At 50.3% G+C, this 20075-nt stretch carries 25 protein-coding genes, 2 tRNA genes and 1 pseudogene; 19 read left to right on the top strand and 9 right to left on the bottom strand.

Features of this window, described 5'->3' with window-relative positions:
• The first annotated feature begins 6 nt into the window (after positions 1–6).
• The 10 genes from fliJ to rcsA all read left to right on the top strand — a co-directional run bounded on the left by fliJ (position 7) and on the right by rcsA (position 6750).
• The gene (gene fliJ, locus FDX14_RS17805) at positions 7–450 is read left to right on the top strand and encodes a flagellar export protein FliJ (protein ID WP_038641574.1); all 444 of its coding nucleotides are present in this window, start codon (positions 7–9) and stop codon (positions 448–450) included.
• A complete protein-coding gene (gene fliK / locus FDX14_RS17800; RefSeq protein ID WP_137349993.1) occupies positions 447–1661 on the top strand; it encodes a flagellar hook length control protein FliK in 1215 nt (404 codons plus the stop codon). Before fliJ ends, fliK begins: the two co-directional genes overlap by 4 nt.
• 104 nt (positions 1662–1765) lie before the next feature.
• Positions 1766–2233 carry a flagellar basal body-associated protein FliL gene (fliL, locus tag FDX14_RS17795; RefSeq protein WP_038641578.1) on the top strand — a complete coding sequence of 156 codons (468 nt, stop codon included), beginning with the start codon at positions 1766–1768 and terminating at the stop codon, positions 2231–2233.
• Between the two features lie 4 nt (positions 2234–2237).
• A complete protein-coding gene (gene fliM / locus FDX14_RS17790; RefSeq protein ID WP_038641580.1) occupies positions 2238–3242 on the top strand; it encodes a flagellar motor switch protein FliM in 1005 nt (334 codons plus the stop codon).
• Positions 3239–3652: a flagellar motor switch protein FliN gene (gene fliN / locus FDX14_RS17785; protein ID WP_005127761.1), complete on the top strand. Its 414-nt coding sequence runs from the start codon at positions 3239–3241 to the stop codon at positions 3650–3652. Before fliM ends, fliN begins: the two co-directional genes overlap by 4 nt.
• Positions 3652–4029, top strand: coding sequence for a flagellar biosynthetic protein FliO (gene fliO / locus FDX14_RS17780; RefSeq protein WP_094301050.1), 378 nt, complete (start codon positions 3652–3654; stop codon positions 4027–4029). The genes fliN and fliO overlap by 1 nt, the downstream gene beginning before the upstream one ends.
• The gene (fliP, locus tag FDX14_RS17775; protein ID WP_042307670.1) at positions 4029–4766 is read left to right on the top strand and encodes a flagellar type III secretion system pore protein FliP; all 738 of its coding nucleotides are present in this window, start codon (positions 4029–4031) and stop codon (positions 4764–4766) included. The genes fliO and fliP overlap by 1 nt, the downstream gene beginning before the upstream one ends.
• 9 nt (positions 4767–4775) lie before the next feature.
• Positions 4776–5045 (top strand): flagellar biosynthesis protein FliQ, encoded by a 270-nt coding sequence (fliQ, locus tag FDX14_RS17770; RefSeq protein WP_032939600.1) that lies wholly within the window; start codon positions 4776–4778, stop codon positions 5043–5045.
• 8 nt (positions 5046–5053) lie between these two features.
• Positions 5054–5839, top strand: a complete 786-nt coding sequence (gene fliR, locus FDX14_RS17765) for a flagellar biosynthetic protein FliR (RefSeq protein ID WP_042307668.1) — start codon at positions 5054–5056, stop codon at positions 5837–5839.
• Positions 5840–6126: 287 nt separating this feature from the next.
• Positions 6127–6750 carry a transcriptional regulator RcsA gene (rcsA, locus tag FDX14_RS17760; RefSeq protein WP_137349992.1) on the top strand — a complete coding sequence of 208 codons (624 nt, stop codon included), beginning with the start codon at positions 6127–6129 and terminating at the stop codon, positions 6748–6750.
• A gap of 54 nt (positions 6751–6804) precedes the next feature.
• Here rcsA and dsrB read toward each other — a convergent pair whose 3' ends face one another.
• Positions 6805–6993: a protein DsrB gene (gene dsrB / locus FDX14_RS17755; RefSeq protein ID WP_038641589.1), complete on the bottom strand. Its 189-nt coding sequence runs from the start codon at positions 6991–6993 to the stop codon at positions 6805–6807.
• Between the two features lie 163 nt (positions 6994–7156).
• Here dsrB and yodD point away from each other — a divergent pair, with 163 nt between their 5' ends.
• On the top strand, positions 7157–7384 hold the full coding sequence (yodD, locus tag FDX14_RS17750) for a YodD family peroxide/acid resistance protein (protein WP_042307665.1): 228 nt from the start codon (positions 7157–7159) through the stop codon (positions 7382–7384).
• Between the two features lie 205 nt (positions 7385–7589).
• Here the strand turns inward: yodD and FDX14_RS17740 are convergent, their stop codons facing one another.
• Positions 7590–7772: a YodC family protein gene (locus tag FDX14_RS17740; RefSeq protein WP_042307663.1), complete on the bottom strand. Its 183-nt coding sequence runs from the start codon at positions 7770–7772 to the stop codon at positions 7590–7592.
• Between the two features lie 77 nt (positions 7773–7849).
• Positions 7850–8764 (bottom strand): DUF808 domain-containing protein, encoded by a 915-nt coding sequence (locus FDX14_RS17735; protein WP_170972928.1) that lies wholly within the window; start codon positions 8762–8764, stop codon positions 7850–7852.
• 175 nt (positions 8765–8939) lie between these two features.
• Here FDX14_RS17735 and yedA point away from each other — a divergent pair, with 175 nt between their 5' ends.
• Positions 8940–9860, top strand: a complete 921-nt coding sequence (gene yedA / locus FDX14_RS17730; RefSeq protein WP_137349989.1) for a drug/metabolite exporter YedA — start codon at positions 8940–8942, stop codon at positions 9858–9860.
• On the opposite strand, the gene FDX14_RS17725 is transcribed toward yedA, so the two are convergent.
• The 3 genes from FDX14_RS17725 to FDX14_RS17715 form a co-directional block, all read right to left on the bottom strand.
• Positions 9852–10319, bottom strand: coding sequence for a very short patch repair endonuclease (locus tag FDX14_RS17725; protein ID WP_061382611.1), 468 nt, complete (start codon positions 10317–10319; stop codon positions 9852–9854). The two genes, yedA and FDX14_RS17725, sit on opposite strands and share 9 nt — an antisense overlap.
• On the bottom strand, positions 10300–11730 hold the full coding sequence (locus tag FDX14_RS17720; RefSeq protein WP_137349988.1) for a DNA cytosine methyltransferase: 1431 nt from the start codon (positions 11728–11730) through the stop codon (positions 10300–10302). The genes FDX14_RS17725 and FDX14_RS17720 overlap by 20 nt, the downstream gene beginning before the upstream one ends.
• 76 nt (positions 11731–11806) lie before the next feature.
• Positions 11807–12499, bottom strand: a complete 693-nt coding sequence (locus FDX14_RS17715; RefSeq protein WP_137349987.1) for a phosphohydrolase — start codon at positions 12497–12499, stop codon at positions 11807–11809.
• Positions 12500–12939: 440 nt separating this feature from the next.
• Here FDX14_RS17715 and ompC point away from each other — a divergent pair, with 440 nt between their 5' ends.
• Positions 12940–14121 (top strand): porin OmpC, encoded by a 1182-nt coding sequence (gene ompC / locus FDX14_RS17710; protein WP_137349986.1) that lies wholly within the window; start codon positions 12940–12942, stop codon positions 14119–14121.
• Between the two features lie 106 nt (positions 14122–14227).
• Here ompC and FDX14_RS17705 read toward each other — a convergent pair whose 3' ends face one another.
• Positions 14228–14560, bottom strand: coding sequence for an EmrE family multidrug efflux SMR transporter (locus FDX14_RS17705; RefSeq protein WP_064507035.1), 333 nt, complete (start codon positions 14558–14560; stop codon positions 14228–14230).
• A 79-nt stretch (positions 14561–14639) separates the two neighbouring features.
• Positions 14640–14999: a hypothetical protein gene (locus FDX14_RS17700; protein WP_042307650.1), complete on the bottom strand. Its 360-nt coding sequence runs from the start codon at positions 14997–14999 to the stop codon at positions 14640–14642.
• A gap of 282 nt (positions 15000–15281) precedes the next feature.
• Here FDX14_RS17700 and FDX14_RS17695 point away from each other — a divergent pair, with 282 nt between their 5' ends.
• Together FDX14_RS17695 and FDX14_RS17690 are read left to right on the top strand one after the other, a co-directional pair.
• Complete coding sequence (locus FDX14_RS17695; RefSeq protein ID WP_137349985.1) at positions 15282–15668, top strand: VOC family protein; 387 nt, start codon at positions 15282–15284, stop codon at positions 15666–15668.
• Positions 15669–15686: 18 nt separating this feature from the next.
• Positions 15687–15919, top strand: a pseudogene (locus tag FDX14_RS17690) (hypothetical protein); the annotation flags it as partial.
• A gap of 27 nt (positions 15920–15946) precedes the next feature.
• Here FDX14_RS17690 and FDX14_RS17685 read toward each other — a convergent pair.
• Positions 15947–16036: transfer RNA gene (locus FDX14_RS17685), tRNA-Ser, on the bottom strand.
• A 93-nt stretch (positions 16037–16129) separates the two neighbouring features.
• Between FDX14_RS17685 and mtfA the strand changes: the two genes are divergently transcribed.
• The 4 genes from mtfA (at position 16130) to FDX14_RS17665 (ending at position 20074) form a co-directional block, all read left to right on the top strand.
• Complete coding sequence (gene mtfA / locus FDX14_RS17680; RefSeq protein ID WP_137349984.1) at positions 16130–16927, top strand: DgsA anti-repressor MtfA; 798 nt, start codon at positions 16130–16132, stop codon at positions 16925–16927.
• Positions 16928–17026: 99 nt separating this feature from the next.
• A tRNA-Asn gene (locus tag FDX14_RS17675) sits at positions 17027–17102 on the top strand.
• A 262-nt stretch (positions 17103–17364) separates the two neighbouring features.
• On the top strand, positions 17365–18402 hold the full coding sequence (locus FDX14_RS17670; protein ID WP_137349983.1) for an extracellular solute-binding protein: 1038 nt from the start codon (positions 17365–17367) through the stop codon (positions 18400–18402).
• Complete coding sequence (locus tag FDX14_RS17665; protein WP_042307632.1) at positions 18386–20074, top strand: ABC transporter permease; 1689 nt, start codon at positions 18386–18388, stop codon at positions 20072–20074. The genes FDX14_RS17670 and FDX14_RS17665 overlap by 17 nt, the downstream gene beginning before the upstream one ends.
• Position 20075 lies beyond the last annotated feature (1 nt).

Genomic DNA, 20075 nt, shown 5'->3' with positions numbered 1-20075 from the left:
TAGGTCATGGCACAACATGGTGCATTAGCAACGCTGAAAGACCTGGCTGAGAAAGAGGTAGAAGACGCCGCTGTCTTATTGGGAGAGATGCGTCGTGGCTGTCAGCAGGCGGAAGAACAGTTGAAAATGTTGATCGATTATCAGCATGAGTACCGTAACAATCTGAATAACGATATGGGTCAGGGTATTACCAGTAATCGCTGGATTAACTATCAGCAGTTTATTCAGACCCTGGAAAAAGCGATTGAGCAACATCGCCAGCAGCTCAATCAATGGACACAGAAAGTGGACCAGGCGCTGAACAGTTGGCGCGATAAAAAACAACGGTTGCAGGCGTGGCAGACTCTGCAGGACAGACAAACCTCGGCGGCGTTACTCGCCGAAAACCGTCTGGATCAGAAAAAAATGGATGAATTTGCTCAGCGTGCAGCTATGAGGAAACCCGAATGATTACTTTACCCCAACTGATTACCACCGACACCGACGTAGCCGCAGGTCTTCAGTCAGGCAAAGCGGTAGATTCACCCGAGGATTTTTTAGCGCTGCTGGCTGGCGCATTAGGTGCGGACGACGCGCAGGGTAAAGGCGCGCCATTGACGCTTGCCGACTTGCAGGCGGCGGGCAGTAAACTGCAAAAAGGGTTGCTGCAAAAAAATGGTGATGTCACCCAGGCGGTCAAGTTAACCGATCTGCTGGCGCAAAAAGAGATGCAAACCGATGCTTCTCTTGCCGACATGACAGACGCGCAGCAACTGTTGTCAGCGCTGACGCCGTCGCTGAAAGTGAATGCCCTGACAACACTGGGCAAAGTTGCTCCGCAGGATGAAAAAAACACCACGCTCAGCGATGACGATCTCGCCAACCTGAGTGCGCTGTTCGCCATGCTGCCGGGACAACCGCTGGCTACGCCTGCCGTCGACAGCCCCCCTGCCCCCGTTGATGCCACGCTTTCGGTGTTGTCTCGAGGCACGGCACACGGCGCTATCCCCGATAACGCGGCCGAGCTGCTGCCCGGTGACGCCAAAAAAGGTAAAGCGGATATTGCCTCTCCTGGCAGCAGCCTGGATCAGACAAACAATCCGACGCTAACCCCCCTGACGGCAGCGGCGGCGACCAGAGCAGAAATTGACAGCGCCCCCTCGCCGACCAGCATTGGCGTGACGGCTGCTCCGTTAAGTGGCCCACAGACACATGCTCAGCCGTTACCCACCGCCGCGCCGGTGCTAAGCGCTCCGTTGGGTAGTCAGGAATGGCAGCAATCACTGAGTCAGCACGTCACACTATTCACGCGTCAGGGTCAGCAAAGCGCAGAGCTGCGCCTGCATCCGCAGGATCTGGGTCAGGTGCAAATTTCCATTAAGCTGGATGACAACCTCGCACAGCTGCAAATGGTATCACCACACAGTCACGTGCGCGCCGCGCTGGAAGCTGCGTTACCGATGCTGCGTACGCAGTTGGCTGACAGTGGGATCCAGTTGGGACAAAGCAACATCAGCAGTGAGAGCTTTGCCGGACAACAGCAGTCTTCCGGGCAGCAACAGCAGGCGGGTCGTGCTCAGGGACAAGATATTTTTGCCGCTGAAGATGACGCCATCCTGGCAACGCCAGCCTCACTGCAAGCCGCTGCCCGCGGTGATGGCGCAGTAGACATCTTCGCCTAACGCCAGAGGTAGCATGATTATCCGCGTCTTTTCCACGCTTTGTCGTGGACAGGACACGGGATAATCAGCCCATAAGCTGTACCGAAACAGGAAGCCCGTATCTGATGACTGACTCCGCGATTAACAAAAAAAGTAAACGCGCTATTTGGATCCCTCTGCTGGTATTAATTACCCTCGCCGCCTGCGCAACTGCGGGATATAGCTACTGGCGCATGCAGCAGCAGCCGTCCGCCAGCGTCAAAGCGGAACCGGCTCCACCGCCTGCCCCGGTATTCTTTGCGCTGGATACCTTTACCGTCAATCTGGGCGATGCGGACCGTGTGCTGTATATCGGTATCACGTTGCGCATGAAAGACGAGGCGACACGTGCGCGTCTGAATGAATATTTGCCGGAAGTACGCAGCCGCTTGCTGCTGCTGTTTTCTCGTCAAAATGCGGCTACGCTCGCCACCGAGGAAGGTAAACAACAGCTGATTACCGCCATCAAAGAGACGCTCGCGACTCCGCTCGTTGTCGGGCAGCCAAAACAGGTTGTCACCGACGTTCTTTATACAGCTTTTATTCTGCGGTAAAGACATGGGCGACAGTATTCTTTCTCAGGCTGAAATCGACGCATTGCTGAATGGCGATAGCGAAACCAAAGACGAACCCATTACCGGTATCGCAAAAGAGAGCGATATTCGTCCTTATGATCCCAACACCCAACGCCGCGTGGTGCGTGAGCGTTTACAGGCGCTGGAGATCATTAACGAACGCTTCGCGCGCCAGTTCCGTATGGGATTATTTAACCTGTTGCGCCGTAGCCCGGATATTACCGTGGGGGCGATTCGTATCCAGCCGTATCACGAATTTGCGCGTAACTTACCGGTTCCGACCAACCTGAACTTAATCCACCTCAAGCCGCTGCGCGGTACGGGTCTGGTGGTGTTCTCACCAAGTCTGGTATTTATCGCCGTTGATAACCTGTTCGGCGGCGATGGACGCTTTCCGACGAAAGTGGAAGGTCGCGAATTTACGCATACTGAACAGCGCGTGATCAACCGCATGCTGAAGCTGGCGCTTGAAAGCTACAGCGACGCGTGGAAGGCCATCAATCCGCTGGAAGTGGAATACGTTCGTTCCGAGATGCAGGTGAAATTTACCAATATCACCACCTCGCCTAACGACATTGTGGTGAACACCCCGTTCCACGTTGAAATTGGCAACCTGACCGGTGAATTTAACATTTGTCTGCCATTCAGCATGATTGAACCATTGCGCGAGCTGCTGGTGAATCCACCGCTGGAAAACTCACGTAATGAAGATCAGAACTGGCGCAATAATCTGGTGCGTCAGGTTCAGCATTCTGAGCTGGAGCTGGTGGCAAACTTTGCCGACATTCCGCTGCGGCTTTCCCAGATTTTAAAGCTGAAACCCGGCGATGTACTGCCGATTGAAAAACCTGACCGCATTATTGCTCATGTGGACGGCGTGCCTGTACTGACCAGCCAGTATGGCACCGTGAACGGTCAGTATGCGTTACGCGTAGAACATCTGATAAACCCGATTTTGAATTCGCTGAATGAGGAACAGCCCAAATGAGTGATATGAATAATCCGTCCGATGAGAACACTGGCGCATTGGACGATCTGTGGGCTGACGCGTTAAACGAGCAAAAAACCACGACTACCAAAAGTGCGGCCGATGCGGTATTCCAGCAGTTAGGCGGCGGCGACGTCAGTGGTGCTTTGCAGGACATCGACCTGATCATGGACATTCCGGTCAAACTGACCGTTGAACTGGGCCGTACCCGCATGACCATCAAAGAGCTGCTGCGTCTGACGCAGGGTTCCGTTGTCGCGCTGGATGGTCTGGCGGGCGAACCGCTGGATATCCTGATCAACGGTTATCTGATCGCCCAGGGTGAAGTGGTGGTGGTCGCGGATAAATACGGCGTGCGTATCACCGACATTATCACTCCATCAGAACGCATGCGTCGTCTGAGCCGTTAATCATGAACACCCAGGCAACAGTTTCTCAGCCAGCCGCCGTCCCCGGCTCACCGCTGGTGCAGGTAAGCGGTGCGCTGCTTGGGATCATCGTGTTGATCCTGGCGGCAGCCTGGGTCATTAAACGCCTGGGCTTTGCCCCCAAAAGCAACGGTACGCGAGGGCTGAAGGTTGCGGCAAGTACCTCACTGGGCCCACGTGAGCGCGTGGTGATTGTTGAGGTTGAAGATGCGCGCCTGGTGCTGGGCGTCACGGCCTCTCAAATTAACATATTGCACACCCTGCCCCCGGCACCTGCCGATGCAGAAGAAAAACCGGCCTCCCCTGCGGATTTCCAGGCCATGATGAAGAGTTTGCTCAAGCGTCCCGGGAGATCCTGATGCGCCGTTTGTTTTCCATCACGCTGGCAGGCTTATGGCTTTTCAGTCCAGTCGCCCTCGCCCAACTGCCGGGTCTGGTCAGTCAACCGCTGCCAGGCGGCGGACAAAGCTGGTCATTGCCTGTACAGACGCTGGTGTTTATCACCTCACTGACGTTCCTGCCTGCCATTTTATTGATGATGACCAGCTTCACCCGCATCATCATCGTTTTCGGTTTGTTGCGAAATGCGTTGGGAACGCCATCTGCGCCCCCCAACCAGGTGCTACTGGGCCTGGCGCTATTTTTGACCTTTTTCATCATGTCGCCAGTAATCGATAAAATCTACGTTGACGCGTATCAGCCGTTCAGCGAAGAGAAGATCTCCATGCAGGAAGCCATAGAGAAAGGCGCCCAACCGTTGCGCGAGTTTATGTTGCGCCAAACCCGTGAAGCCGATCTGGCGCTGTTCGCCCGGCTTGCAAACAGCGGTCCCTTACAGGGACCCGAAGCCGTACCAATGCGAATTTTGCTTCCGGCTTATGTCACCAGTGAATTGAAAACCGCCTTCCAGATAGGCTTTACCATTTTTATCCCGTTTCTGATTATCGATCTGGTTATCGCCAGCGTGCTGATGGCGCTCGGGATGATGATGGTGCCGCCCGCCACGATCGCGTTACCGTTTAAGCTGATGCTGTTTGTGTTGGTGGACGGTTGGCAGTTGCTTGTCGGCTCGCTGGCACAAAGCTTTTACAGTTAGAGGCGCGAAATGACACCTGAATCGGTCATGATGATGGGCACAGAGGCGATGAAAGTCGCTCTGGCCCTTGCTGCGCCTTTGCTGTTGGTGGCCCTCGTCACAGGTCTTATCATCAGCATTTTGCAGGCGGCGACCCAGATTAACGAAATGACGCTGTCCTTCATTCCCAAAATTGTTGCGGTTTTTATTGCCATCATTGTTGCCGGCCCGTGGATGCTTAACCTGTTGCTCGACTACGTGCGTACGCTGTTCAGCAATTTACCGTATATCATCGGGTAGACAACGTTATGTTGCAGGTGACCAGCGTTGAGTGGATGCAGTGGCTGAATCTTTACTTCTGGCCGTTGCTGCGCATCCTGGCGCTCATCTCCACGGCACCCATTCTCAGCGAACGCGCCATCCCCAAGCGGGTAAAACTGGGGCTGGGATTGATGATAACCATCGTTATCGCCCCATCGATTCCCCCTGCAGACGTCCCCATCTTTTCCATCGGCGCGTTGTGGCAGGCCATGCAACAAATTTTGATCGGCATCGCCTTGGGCTTCACCATGCAGTTTGCGTTTGCCGCCGTGCGTACCGCCGGGGAACTGATTGGCCTGCAAATGGGGCTTTCCTTTGCAACATTTTTTGACCCCGGTAGCCGCCTGAATATGCCGGTCCTGGCACGACTGATCGACATGCTCGCCATGCTGTTATTCCTTACCTTTAATGGCCATCTTTGGCTGATTTCGCTACTGGTGGATACGTTTCATACTTTGCCCATTGGCGGCAATCCGGTTAACAGCAATGCATTTCTCGCGCTGGCACGGGCGGGTAGCCTGATTTTCCTCAACGGACTCATGCTGGCCCTACCGGTTATGACGCTGCTGCTGACGCTGAACCTTGCGCTTGGTTTGTTAAACCGCATGGCGCCACAGCTGTCGATTTTTGTCATTGGCTTTCCTCTCACCCTGACCGTGGGTATTTCATTAATGGCGGCGCTGATGCCATTAATTGCGCCATTCTGCGAGCGCTTGTTCAGCGAAATTTTTAATTTGTTGGCCGATATCGTCAGCGAAATGCCCGGAAAATAATAACCCTTAATTTTTATCCTGTTTTACTAAGGATTATCCTAAATTTAAAAACCGACAACATCCACCAGGATATCGCTGTCGCGGTTTATTTGTTTTTGCTTCACTCACATAACGCAACATTTACTTTACTTTAAGATGTTTCCTGGCAAATTATACGCAACTTTACGGGATAGTAAATTCGCCTGAAAACAGCGAAAGCGTCATCTTGGGTCGTTATTATTCCGTTTAGTTGTGATGCAATAATCAGGTAAGGGGAATTATCGTTACGCATTGAGTGAGGGTATGCCATGTCAACGATTATTATGGATTTATGCAGTTATACCCGGCTAGGGTTGACCGGATATCTGGTCAGTCGGGGGGTGAAAAAAAGGGAAATCAACAATATTTCCAGCGTTGGTGAACTCAGTCTCGCCTGTGTTTCTCTGCAACCCGCTGTGGTGTTTATTAATGAGGACTGTTTTATCCACGATCCAGCTAACAGTCAGCAAATCAAGCAAATCATTAATCAGCATCCCAGCACATTATTTATTGTATTTATGGCAATTGCCAATGTGCATTTTGATGAGTATCTTTTAGTCAGAAAAAATTTATTGATCAGTTCTAAATCAATTAAACCTGATTCACTGGATGAACTTCTTGGCGATATTCTGAAAAAGGAAGTGAATATTGCTATCGATGTTAATCTGCCGACGTTGTCATTAAGCCGTACCGAATCCAGCATGCTACGCATGTGGATGGAGGGACAGGGAACAATACAGATCTCAGACCAAATGAATATCAAGGCCAAGACCGTCTCATCCCATAAGGGAAATATAAAACGAAAGATTAAGACGCATAATAAGCAAGTTATCTATCACGTGGTTCGACTAACGGATAACGTCACCAATGGTATCTTTGTAAATACGCGCTAAGACGTTCTGACTGGTGGCGGAACCACCAGTCAGAATCAAGCAGAAGAACTCACCTCACTCTATTTTTTCCACAAAGATACCATCCTGATGACCTGATTCATTAAAGAACCAGATACCGAGCGGGTAGTCTTCCAGCGAAACCAGGTACATGGTGCCTTCACTAAACTCTTCGATTGCCAGTACCACGCCCGGCCGACGTGGGCCGCCGTCCGTTTTGACTGTAACCCGATCATTCACCTTCATCGTTTTCCTCCTGTGGCTTTGTGCCAGTGTAGAACAAATTCCTTTATGTGGCAGCGTCCGGCGCATGCGATTGCGGGTTTTCTCGACGGTCTATACTTAAGTGGTGCGCATCTGAGGTTTTGATGCGCTCCCCCGGTATCCTTAACGGTTGAGAGGTATGAGGATGAAAACCGCGAAAGAGTACAGCGATACGGCCAAACGTGAAGTGAGCGTCGATGTAGACGCTCTGCTGAAGGCAATCAACGAAATCTGCGAGAGTGAAATTCATCGCAGTCAGGACGATCCGGAACGCGTCAGCATCGACGGGCGTGATTTCCATACATGGCATGAACTGGCCGACGCGTTCGAGCTTGATATCCATGATTTTAGCGTGTCGGAAATCAATCGCTGACTGAGGGCGAAAAAAATCCCGGCCCTCATCGGGCCGGGATCAAGCTTGCTTATGCAAGAAGCACTTGAAAATTCGTTACACCAGGAAATCTGATGTGAAACAAACCTTATCTGCAATTTTTTTGCCTGACAAGTAAATAATTCTCACCAAAATGATAAATATAACTAATGGTTGAGAGCTCGCCGGGTTACGATCATGCTCAATGTCAGGCGTCCTGGCAGAGCGATCTTTGCTCGCCGGGCACCAGTTCATCTTCACGGAATGCTTCCCGTTTAACGCCAAAGCCGTCGTACCAGCGACACTCCACCATTCCGCTGGCATACCCGGTAACGATCATGCGTGGGCCACCCTCTTTCGAGGTGACTTCCTCACTGACAGAAAAGACCATACCTGCCTCCTGTATCAAGAGAAACCTTTACACCTTAGACGACAAAGAGGCTTTTTGCGTAATTAATCCGACGACAATTAGTGCGAAACTCCGCGCAGTCTGGCAACGGTTTTTACCAGCAGAACGACTATTCCACCAATGATAAAGCCGAGCACCAGATTAAGCAGGGTTGGAAGCATTAGCGCAATCAATGAGCTTTGCTGCTGGGCAAAATGTTCTATCGCATGATGCAGCGGTGATATTCCATGTACAACAATCCCGCCCCCCACTAAAAACATCGCCAGCGTGCCAACCACCGAAAGTGTTTTCATCAGCCAGGGAGCAACAACCAGCAGTCCTTTACCCAGAGTTTGAGCAAGCATGCTGCGCTTTTCTGCCAGCCAGTAGCCGATATCATCAAGCTTAACGATAATCCCCACCAGGCCATACACGCCCACGGTCACCACTAACGCGATGCCTGATAACACCAGCACCTGATTCAACAACGGCGCATCCGCCACAATGCCGAGGGTGATGGCGACAATCTCAGCAGATAAAATGAAGTCGGTACGTATCGCTCCTTTGATTTTATCTTTCTCAAAGGTCAGTGGATCCTGCGCCGCCAGAGATGCCAGACGCTGCTGGCGTTCTTCCGGGGTCTCTTTGTGTTTACGCGCTTCCAGGGTGTGAAGAACTTTTTCCACCCCTTCAAAACAGAGAAACGCCCCGCCTACCATTAATAAGGGGGTGATCGCCCAGGGAATGAAGGCGCTAATCAATAGTGCCAACGGCACAAGAATAACTTTGTTAACAAACGACCCTTTAGCCACGCTCCAGACCACCGGGAGTTCGCGATTTGCCCGCACGCCCGACACCTGTTGCGCGTTAAGCGATAAGTCATCTCCCAAGACACCCGCGGTTTTTTTCGCGGCCAGTTTTCCCATGACCGAGATATCGTCCAATAAGGTTGCGATATCATCGAGTAAGGTCAGTAAGCTACTTCCTGCCAAAATGTTAACCCTCAATATTATTTTTTTGCAGTATTAAGTATGAAGTAAAACACGCCATGCGGAAACTGGCCTTTCTGGTCAACAAATATTTAACAATGGCATGCAATTATAAATCTCGCCAGCACGATAGTTTTGACGTTTACTATGTTGCACCTTTTTATTTCCACCGTGAGGGATTATGCGTTTCAGGCAATTGCTACCGCTTTTCAGTGCGCTTTTCGCGCTGTACATCATTTGGGGTTCCACCTACTTCGTTATTCGCATTGGCGTTGAAAGCTGGCCGCCGTTGATGATGGCTGGCGTGCGTTTTCTCTCCGCGGGCATTTTGTTAACCGCATTCTTACTAATTCGCGGGCATAAACTGCCGCCTCTGCGCCAGCTCCTGAACGCCGCGTTAATTGGTATCCTGCTGCTGGCTGTGGGTAATGGGCTGGTCACCGTCGCAGAGTATCAAAATGTGCCTTCCGGTATCGCCGCCGTGGTGGTTGCTACCGTTCCGCTGTTTACGCTGTGCTTTAGCCACTTTTTTGGTATTAAAACGCGTAAGCTGGAGTGGATGGGAATAGCCATTGGGTTGGCAGGTATCATCATGCTGAACAGCGGCGGTAATTTAAGCGGTAATCCTTGGGGTGCTGTTTTAATCCTGATAGGTTCGATGAGTTGGGCGTTTGGCTCGGTGTACGGCTCACGCATAACGTTACCCGTTGGCATGATGGCCGGAGCCATTGAAATGTTAGCCGCCGGAGTTGTGCTGATGTGCGCTTCACTGGTCTCCGGGGAAAAACTGACCACTATGCCGACATTTTCAGGATTTATGGCGGTGGCGTACCTGGCCCTGTTTGGCTCTATTATTGCCATTAACGCGTATATGTACCTAATCCGCAACGTCAGTCCGGCGCTCGCCACCAGCTATGCCTACGTTAATCCAGTTGTCGCCGTGCTGCTAGGTACCGGTCTGGGAGGAGAAAGTCTGGCGCTCATCGAATGGCTGGCGCTCTGCGTTATCGTATTTGCGGTGGTATTGGTCACCTTGGGTAAATACTTATTCCCCATGAAAGCGGATGCCGTTGCGACCCCGTCGGAAAAGACGTTACAGTAAATGAATACCGAGAGTGTCGATCTGCGCGCTGGCACCGCCGCCGCAGATCCACTCGATGACACGTTCAGATAACGCGTCATCGCCGAGTTTTTCGCGCCCACGCAGGGCGCATTCCCAGACAATCAGTATACGCCAGCCCAGCGCCTGCAACATTTCACAGTCCCGCACGTCACGCTGGACATTTTTGCCAATTTTTTCCAGCCAGAATTCCGTCCGTGTTGCGGGGACTTTAAACAAGTAGCAGTTGTGATGATGCCAGAAACAGCCATGGGTAAAGATCACACAACGGTAATCATCGACCACGAAATCGGGGCGACCGGGTAACGTCGCATCCTGCACGCGAAACGTTACGCCCTGCTCTGTCAGTACGCTGGCAAGGCGTTTTTCAATGGCAGTATCGCGGGTTGCTATCGCCCGCATATTTTTACTACGCGTTGCTTTATCGTGAACGTCTGCCATGCAGGTTCTCTTTCTCGCGAATAGCAACCGCCTGTTTGATTTTCGGCTCCAGCAGTCTGGCTACCGCCGCGAATGCCGGAACGACCACCGAATTACCAAACTGGCGATAAGCCTGAGTATCTGACACCGGGATCCTGAATTGATAGCCCTGCGGTGATTCAAATCCCATCAGGCGCGCACACTCCCGTGGTGTAAGCCGGCGCGGACGGTGCTGCTGGTTCAACGGATCGTCAAAATCCTTTTCACCCAGCGCCATATCCCAGCCGCGGTCGATAAGGATCTCGGCACCATCTTTATAATAGCGTGCCGATAATGTGCGGGTTACGCTATCGGGATTATCGGGGTATACCATGCCATAGCCAAACCCATTGCCCCGCGCCTGGTGCTTTTTCGCATAGCGATAGAGATATTTCCACAACACCGGCGTCAGCACATATTTCGCATCGACGGTCAGCTCAAGCAACTCCGCCAGCGTCGTACGCCGCTGCGGATAGCGAGTGACAATATTTCGCAGCGTGAAGTCTGATTTCAATTGCAGATCGCGTCGAAATCCGACGAGCACAATACGTTCGCGATGCTGCGGCAAAAAATGTTGTCCATCGATAATTTTCGGATCGTCAGGTCCATTATCCGCCGCATCCGCGACGTCATAACCCAGCTCATCCAGCGTCTGCATGATGATGCGAAACGTTTTACCCTGGTCGTGACTTTTCAGGTTTTTGACGTTTTCGAGCACAAATATGGCTGGTCGACGCGCGTCGATAATACGCACCACGTCAAAAAAGAGGGTGCCTTGTGTATCACAGGCAAAGCCGTGGGCCCGCCCTAACGCATTTTTCTTTGATACCCCAGCCAGGGAGAAAGGCTGACAAGGAAATCCTGCCAGCAGTACGTCATGCTCAGGAATATGTTGGCGAATATGTTCCGCAGCCTGCTGGTCGCTCACCCCATCATGATGACTCAGCGTGACATCGCGAATATCTTCATTAAAGTGATGCTGGAGTGGATCGCAATAATTGTTCGCTTTGTAGGTACGCACCGCATGCTTGTTCCATTCGCTGGTAAACACGCACTGCCCGCCAATCGCTTCAAAGCCGCGACGAATCCCGCCAATGCCGGCAAACAGATCGATAAATCGAAAGGCATAATGCGGATGATGCGCAGGTGGCGTCGGCAGTAAGGAATGCAGATGAGTAAGCTCATTGTCGCTGAGGCGATGCCATGTTTCGTTCGCCATCACTCGCTTAAAAATGGCCGGACTCCAGCGGTTCTCGCCAACACCATTCAGATGAGCAACCAGGGTTTTCACGTCATATATTTCAAGCAACTTAGCCAAAATCACCTGCGCGGCGGCCTTGTTATCATCTGTCATAGGGTTCATGGAGCCTGCTACTGAAAAATTATCCTGCATACATTTAACCGGCCGAAATGGATAACCGACAGATTAACATAAAACAGCGCGGTTGACGTCGCGGCTGTACTGGCGGCTAACCTGCTTTAAGGGGTTGAATCGCGTCAAGATCCAGCTTTTCATACTCTCCTTTTAACTCCGCACTCAGCTTCGCCATGTACGTCAGTAAGAAGTCAGCATTATGCTGCGCTAAATGGCGGCCTTGTTCAGTTTGCATCGTCGATGGCAACCTCAATAACTTGGTCTGGAAGTGATCGAGCGCGTACTGTTTATCGTCAAGACCACGCTGACGGGCAAACGGATCTTCCGCATCAAATAGCGCCACGCCTAACGCACCAGACACGGCAAACACGCGCGCTAACCCAATGGCACCCAACGCCTCAAGCCTGTCAGCATCCTGCACGATTTTAGCTTCAATGGTTTCCGGTGCGATCTTCGCGCTGAAACTGTGCGCCTCAATGGCATGGCACACGGCCGGTATACTGTGTTGCGGAAAATCTGGGAAGTCGCGCCTCAACATGCGACGTGTTTCCTGCGCCGCCAATACTGACGAGCGATGACGATCCGGATGGTTTTTCGGTAAGCTAACAAGATCATGGAAGTAGCACGCCGTCAGCACCACCAGCCAGTCTACGCTCGCATCTTGACTTAGCTTTTGCGAGGTCTTCCACACGCGACGAAAATGAGAAATATCATGGGCAGCATCCTGCCCGGAGTGGTTATCACGTAGCCAGGCTTCAAATTTTGACTGCCAGTCCTGTAGTTCCATAGGGTCTCTCTTTGCAGAAAGAAAACCACCTTAACAACAATTTCCATTTCAGACTACTGCCAGCGCTGCGATTTATATCTATATATTATTATTTTTACATTTACATAACCCCAAAGAATTAATTATCTCGTGGAATGAATATCTCTCGGTCATTACTCGTTATCGAATAACAAATAATCGACAGCAATAAAATAAACAATGCAAATAAAAAATAAAAAACCATAATTTATTGATAAACATTAATTTATGCAATGAATAGCGTTATCGAAAACATACACATATAGTTATAAAAAGACAAACAAGAAACAATTTGAAATATTTTAAATATATTTGTTACACGTTATATTTTAAATAAAATGAACTTCATAGATAGTATCAAAATGTAGTCTTTCGGATAGTACTACATATTCATATTAATTATTATCATAAGGGAATACATAATGAAAAGAAAAGTACTGGCACTTCTCCTCCCTGCTTTATTAGCTGCAGGCGCAGCAAATGCGGCTGAAATTTATAATAAGAACGGCAATAAACTGGATCTGTACGGTAAAGTTGATGGTCTGCGTTATTTCTCTGACGATGCTGGCAGTGATGGCGATCAGACCTATGCTCGTGTGGGCTTTAAAGGCGAAACCCAGATCAACGATATGCTGACTGGTTATGGTCAGTGGGAATATAACATTCAGGCCAACGGTACTGAAGGTGACAAAGGCGATTCATGGACTCGTCTGGCTTTCGCTGGTTTAGGTTTTGGCCAGAACGGTACCTTTGACTATGGTCGTAACTATGGCGTCGTCTACGACGTAGAAGCCTGGACCGATATGCTGCCAGAATTTGGCGGCGATACTTACACCCAGACCGATGTGTATATGCTAGGTCGTACCAACGGCGTGGCCACCTATCGCAATAAAGGCTTCTTTGGTCAGGTTGATGGCCTGAACTTCGCCCTGCAGTATCAGGGTAATAACGAAGGTAGCAGCTTAGGTCAGGAAGGTTCTGGTAACAGCACTAACCGTAAACTGGCGAAAGAAAACGGCGACGGCTTCGGTATGTCTACCTCCTATGACTTTGACTTCGGTTTAAGTTTGGGTGCAGCGTACTCCGCATCTGACCGTACCGACGATCAAGTTGCTCGTGGCTACCAGGACGGAATGAATCATCGTAACAACTATGCAGGCGGTGAAACCGCTGAAGCCTGGACCGTGGGCGCAAAATATGATGCCAATAACGTTTACCTGGCTGCTATGTATGCAGAAACCCGCAACATGACCTACTACGGCGGTGGCAATGGCGAAGGTAATGGCGGTATTGCCAACAAAACCCAGAACTTTGAAGTTGTTGCACAGTATCAGTTCGACTTCGGCCTGCGCCCTTCCATCGCTTATCTGCAGTCTAAAGGCAAGGATTTAGGTGGCCAGGAAGTAAGTCGTGGTAACTGGCGTTATGTCGACAAAGATCTGGTCAAATATGTTGATGTAGGTATGACTTACTACTTCAACAAAAACATGTCTACCTACGTTGATTACAAAATCAACCTGCTGGATGAAGACGATAGCTTCTATGAAAGCAATGGTATCGCGACTGACGACATCGTTGCCGTTGGTTTAGTCTACCAGTTCTAATTACCCACAAAAATACGCAAGCCCGCTTCAAATGAAGCGGGCTTTTTTAGCGCACGGGGATAAGATCTGCTAACAGCGCCAGATATCCGACACTCTTTCAATAGAATTAATGTGGGGAAGATTTTGAAAAAATATTAATAACCAGAACCCCAGCGCAAATCAGGAACATGCCTGCGATCGCCGGGAAATCCAGCTTTTGCCCACTTACTAACCAGCCCAAAAGGCTGATTAATACGATTCCAGCACCTGACCAAATTGCATACGCAATGCCCGTTGGAATGGTCGACAGCGTCTGAGAGAGAAGATAAAAAGCAGTGCAGTAACACACAATGGTTGCTACAGATGGCCATAGGCGTGTAAATCCGTCAGAGAACTTCATCAGGGTTGTACCTATTACTTCAGCTATAATGGCCCCGGCAAGGAAAATGTATGAATTCAAAATCTGGCCCCATGTGACAATCTAAGACAATCATCGTATCACAAAGAGTTAGGTGAGTTTGAACACAGCCAAAACTACTTTAGCTTAGTACAAAAAGGCCGTCTGAAGCGTCGCGAGGTCTACTATGCGCGGACGTTGTGGTTAATTTTAACGTCACCATAGAGCTGACATCGGTCTGTGGATTGCCTGCTTCGAATGCCCAGCTTTCCATTTCCCTGGTAATTTTTTGCTTAGTATCAGCATCAACGACTCCATCAGGAAATCTGATATTTATAACTTTTCCTTTATCATCAATATCATATACAACTTTGAATTTATTGTTTTCATCCACCAACGTTCTTACCTCGGTTTTGCTGATTGTTTCACTTGCATGAGTACTAAAAGCTAAACCAGCAGACAAAGTAGCAATAAAAACCACACCAAAAATCTTGTTATTCATAATGTTACCCCCTCTCAAAGAAATAATGATAAATAGAAATCATTATCATTTCCACGGTTTATTTTACAGCTAAACAGGGTGTGGCAATACTGAAGGAGCAGAACTGGCACTGTCAGGGCACAAAGCCAAACCGAATCTGACAGTCCACTCAGTGTCGGCAGCAGACCGTTAGCAAGGTGAAGCATGATATTTCGGAGGCTCTTATGGACAAATGCAAAAGATAATCACATGTAAACTCAGCGCGATTGCAATGTTAAACGGTATTTCCCCTGGAGACCCCGGATGTTTACTCATATGCGTATTGCCAAACCAGTCACGAATCTCGAAAGATCTTTTCTGATGTACAGCCAGGGATTGGGGCTACATAAAATTGCTGAATTTAACGATCATGAGGGGTTCAATGGAATAATGTTAGGGCGGGAAGACTTAGACTGGCACATAGAATTCACCCTTTGCCAAAACCATCCCGTTCAACCTTTGCACACTGAAGAAGATTTACTCGTTCTTTATTACCCTGATGCAAATGAATGGTCGCATGTCCGCGAAAGAATGAACGATGCTGGTTTCAGAATGACAGCGTCATTCAATCCCTACTGGGACGTGAACGGAAGGACATTTGTTGACCTCGACGGATATAGGGTGGTTATCCAAAACAAGTCGTGGGCATAACCTCAATAAATATTGCCATGTATCTTTCATGAACTCAAAGCCAGGGGGATATCAGATTACCAAGGCTCGAGAAAGGACAAACAACCATTCTCAGGTCACAAAACTGAATACAAGTTGTGGTTTATGACAGAAAAGTGAAAATTTTCCCCACACTGGATCTTCCGGTATTGAACAAATCAGAAGATGATGATGGCGAGCTTTATACTAAGCGAATATACCGACACTATACCAAGTGTGACATGAGTCGTTGAAAGGGATTGAGCTAAGTGTTTGAATAGTGGCGGAGAGAGGGGGATTTGAACCCCCGGTAGAGTTGCCCCTACTCCGGTTTTCGAGACCGGTCCATTCAGCCGCTCTGGCATCTCTCCGTTTTGGCGGTTGCCATGATGCCAGGTAATTTGGCATTTTAACAGACCCAGTTCCGTCAATTTCGTTCAAGTGACGAGTTTGCGAGCAAAACGATGATTAAGTGGCCCTGGAAAGAGCAAGAAACAGCCCGAAATGACGACTGGCCGTGGGATAACGCCCTGGCTATTCCGCTTCTGGTGAATCTCACCGAGCAAGAACAAGCCAGACTTATCGCCCTGGCCGAGCGCTTTTTACAGCAAAAAAGATTGGTAGCACTTCAGGGGTTTGAACTGGACCCGCTGAAAAGTGCGCGCATTGCTCTGCTCTTCTGTTTACCTGTTCTGGAATTAGGGATCGAGTGGCTGGATGGGTTTCATGAAGTTCTCATCTACCCTGCCCCATTTGTTGTAGACGACGAATGGGAAGACGAAATTGGTCTGGTGCACAATCAACGTGTCGTTCAGTCCGGGCAGAGCTGGCAGCAAGGCCCGATAATCCTCAACTGGCTTGATATTCAGGATTCCTTTGATGCCTCAGGCTTTAATCTGATCATTCATGAAGTCGCGCACAAGCTGGATATGCGTAATGGCGATCGCGCCAGCGGTATTCCGGCGATTCCTCTGCGAGATATTGCCGGCTGGGAGCACGACCTGCATGCTGCAATGAACAACATTCAGGATGAAATCGATCTGGTAGGGGAAACCGCATGCAGTATAGATGCTTACGCTGCAACCGATCCGGCCGAATGCTTTGCCGTATTATCCGAGTATTTTTTCAGTGCTCCTGAATTATTTGCTCCACGTTTCCCGGCTTTATGGCAGCGTTTCATCCTGTTTTATCGCCAAAATCCAATGCAACGGTTACGAGATAACCCCGAAGATGGCCATTATCGCTCATCAAACGTGCATTAACACTGAATTTGAAGATTAATTAACCAATTGAAATGACGCGCTAATTTTACTGTTGACACCTCAGGGTGAGGTCAGTAATATGCGCCTCGTTCACACGATTCCTCTGTAGTTCAGTCGGTAGAACGGCGGACTGTTAATCCGTATGTCACTGGTTCGAGTCCAGTCAGAGGAGCCAAATTTAAGAAGCCTGCTTAAGGAAACTTGAGCGGGCTTTTTGCTTTTCAGGCTTTCATAAAAGCATCCTGCCTAAGCATTCTGTCTATTGTACCGCCCCTATTCCATGTCTCATCACACCATTGATTAAAGTTATGTAAATGTAAATCGTTTAAACTTTGCAATTATTGTAACTGCTAGTGATTATCATTTATTGTACGCGAGCCAAAAGAACGAGCCCTGCTCGATTCACTGTACGTTCCAATTACTCTGGGATATAAACGATGAATGCTCTGCCTCGCACCGGACTGCGCCGTATCACGCTTGCCTCTGCCCTGGTCTTCGCTGTTAGCCTGCCGGCTTTCGCCCAGGAAACATTAACGCTTTACACTACCCGCGAACCCGGCCTAATCCAGCCTTTACTTGATAGCTGGACAAAAACCAGCGGTATCAAAGTAAGTACGGTCTATATCAAGGATGGCATGCTTGAGCGTGTCAAAGCAGAAGGGAAAAATTCACCTGCCGACCTGCTGATGACCGTAGATGCAGGCAATCTCCTCGATTTAGTTGAAGCGGGTGTGACCCAACCGGTAGAGTCAGAAGCGCTGAAAGCCGCCATTCCTGCTAACCTTCGCGGTGCGGATAATCAGTGGTTTGCGCTTTCTATGCGCGCCCGCGTGCTGTATGCCGAGAAGTCACTGCCAATCGATAACTGGCATTACGAACAACTCGCCAGCCCGGAGTATAAAGGAAAAGTCTGTATCCGCTCTGGACAACATCCGTATAACACGGCGCTGATTGCCGCGATGATTGCCCATCACGGCGAAGCTAAAACCGAAGACTGGTTGCGCGGCGTGAAAGCTAACCTTGCCCGTAAAGCTACCGGCGGTGACCGCGATGTTGCCCGCGATATCCTTGGTGGAATTTGTGATATCGGTCTGGCTAACTCCTATTACGTCGGCCATATGAAAAATGCCAAAGAAGGCAGCGATGCTCGTCAATGGGGCGATGCCATCAAAGTCGTAAAACCAACCTTTGAGAATGGTGGTACACACGTCAATATCAGCGGCGCTGCCGTTGCCCGCTATGCGCCAAATAAAGCCGATGCCGTTAAGCTGATGGAGTATCTGGTTTCCGCACCTGCCCAGCAGCAGTATGCGAAAGCGAACTTCGAATATCCGGTACTGAAAGGCGTAACGCTTGATCCGGTTATCAGCGCCACCATCGGTGAAATTGATGTCGATAAGACACCGTTAACCGAAATCGTGAAGTATCGTAAACAAGCTAGCCTGCTGGTAGATAAAGTTGGATTCGATCAATAAACCTTTGCAGTTTCCAGCGTTACGCGGCCTGGTTTCCGGGCCGCAGTCATTATTAACGCCGTTGCATCTTGGCGCGCTGTGCGTGGCGCTTGGCGTCCTGACACCCATCATTGCGCTGATCTGGCAGGCTACCCAGGCCGATTTATCTCACTGGGATAATCTCCTGACGTGGGTGTTGCCTGCCGCGTTAAAAAACACCGTACTGTTGTTAGCGGGGGTCGCCGTGATGGTCGGCGTCATTGGTGTAGGTAGCGCATGGGCGGTGACGGCATGGGATTTTCCTGGCCGCAAAATTCTCAGTTGGGCGCTACTATTGCCGCTGGCGATGCCGACCTACATCGTCGCCTTTGCCTGGCTCGATCTGCTGCATCCGATTGGTCCCCTGCAAACCTTTATTCGTTTCTTACTGGGCTTTGACAGCCCACGACAGTTCCGCCTGCCAGATTTACGCTCTCTTTCTGGTGCAATAATTCTGCTCGGCTTAGTACTTTATCCTTACGTGTACCTGACCACACGCGCCATGTTTATCAGCCAGCCGGCTCATTTACTGGAAGCCGCACGTACGCTGGGATGCAGCGCGACCGGAACTTTTTTTCGTGTTGCCCTCCCCATGGCACGTCCGGCCCTCGCCGTTGGCATCAGTCTGGCATTGCTGGAAACGCTTAACGACATCGGCGCATCGGAATTCCTTGGGGTACAGACGTTAACAGTTACCGTGTACACCACATGGATCTCGCGCTCCGATTTATCTTCAGCTGCGCAAATCGCCAGCATGATGCTGATGTTTATCTTCTTTATTCTGACGCTGGAATTTTATGGCCGCAGAAAACAGGGGTTCAGCAGCCGCAGTCTGCGGGAAATTCAACCCACGCGCGTGCAGGGGTGGCGCGGCTGGCTGCTTGGTACCGTTATTTCGCTGCCGGTTGTGCTGGGTTTTCTGGCCCCGGTGCTGTTTTTAATGTGGGAAAGCGCCAAACGTATTGGCGATGACAACCTCCTTTCCCCCTCGTTACTGTCAGCATTACAAAATACGCTCTTGCTCGCGGCGGGAACCACGCTGGTGGTGGTTTGTGTCAGTCTGTTGGTGGCCTGGAGCGCTCGCCATAGCGCTGCAGACAACGCGATGCCGGGATTTCGCCGTGGCGTGATGCGTCTGGCCTCTTTAGGCTACGCGGTTCCCGGCACAATCCTGGCGATTGGTTTTTTAACGCCCGCCATGGCGGTTGACCGTTGGCTGGCTGACTTGCTGGATGTGCGTGGCCTGCCGCTGATGTCAGCCGGGATCCTGCTGGTTATTTGCTGTGCTATGCGTTTCCAGGCGATTGCCATCGGCGCGCTGGATTCCGGTCTGGGACGCATTCCACCTTCGCTGGAGCAGGCTTCCCGGCTGTTGGGCGAGAATGGTGCGGGCACGTTTGCACGGGTTCATTTCCCTTTACTGCGCCCAGCCCTGGTGAGCAGCGCTCTGCTGGTTTTTGCCGACGCGATGAAAGAGCTACCCACAACATTACTTTTGCGTCCGGTTAACTTCGAAACGCTGGCAACATTGCTGTATGCGGAAGCCGCTCGTGGAACTTATGAAGAAGGTGCAATCGCCGCGCTAATGATTGTTTTAGCTGGCACGCTACCGGTTATTTTATTGGTGCGTCACCAAATGACTCGCCGGGGTTAAG

The sequence above is a fragment of the Citrobacter sp. wls710 genome, assembly GCF_005281115.1.
Classification (GTDB): Bacteria; Pseudomonadota; Gammaproteobacteria; order Enterobacterales; family Enterobacteriaceae; genus Citrobacter; species Citrobacter werkmanii.
This window is presented reverse-complemented; position numbering and strand designations above follow the sequence as displayed.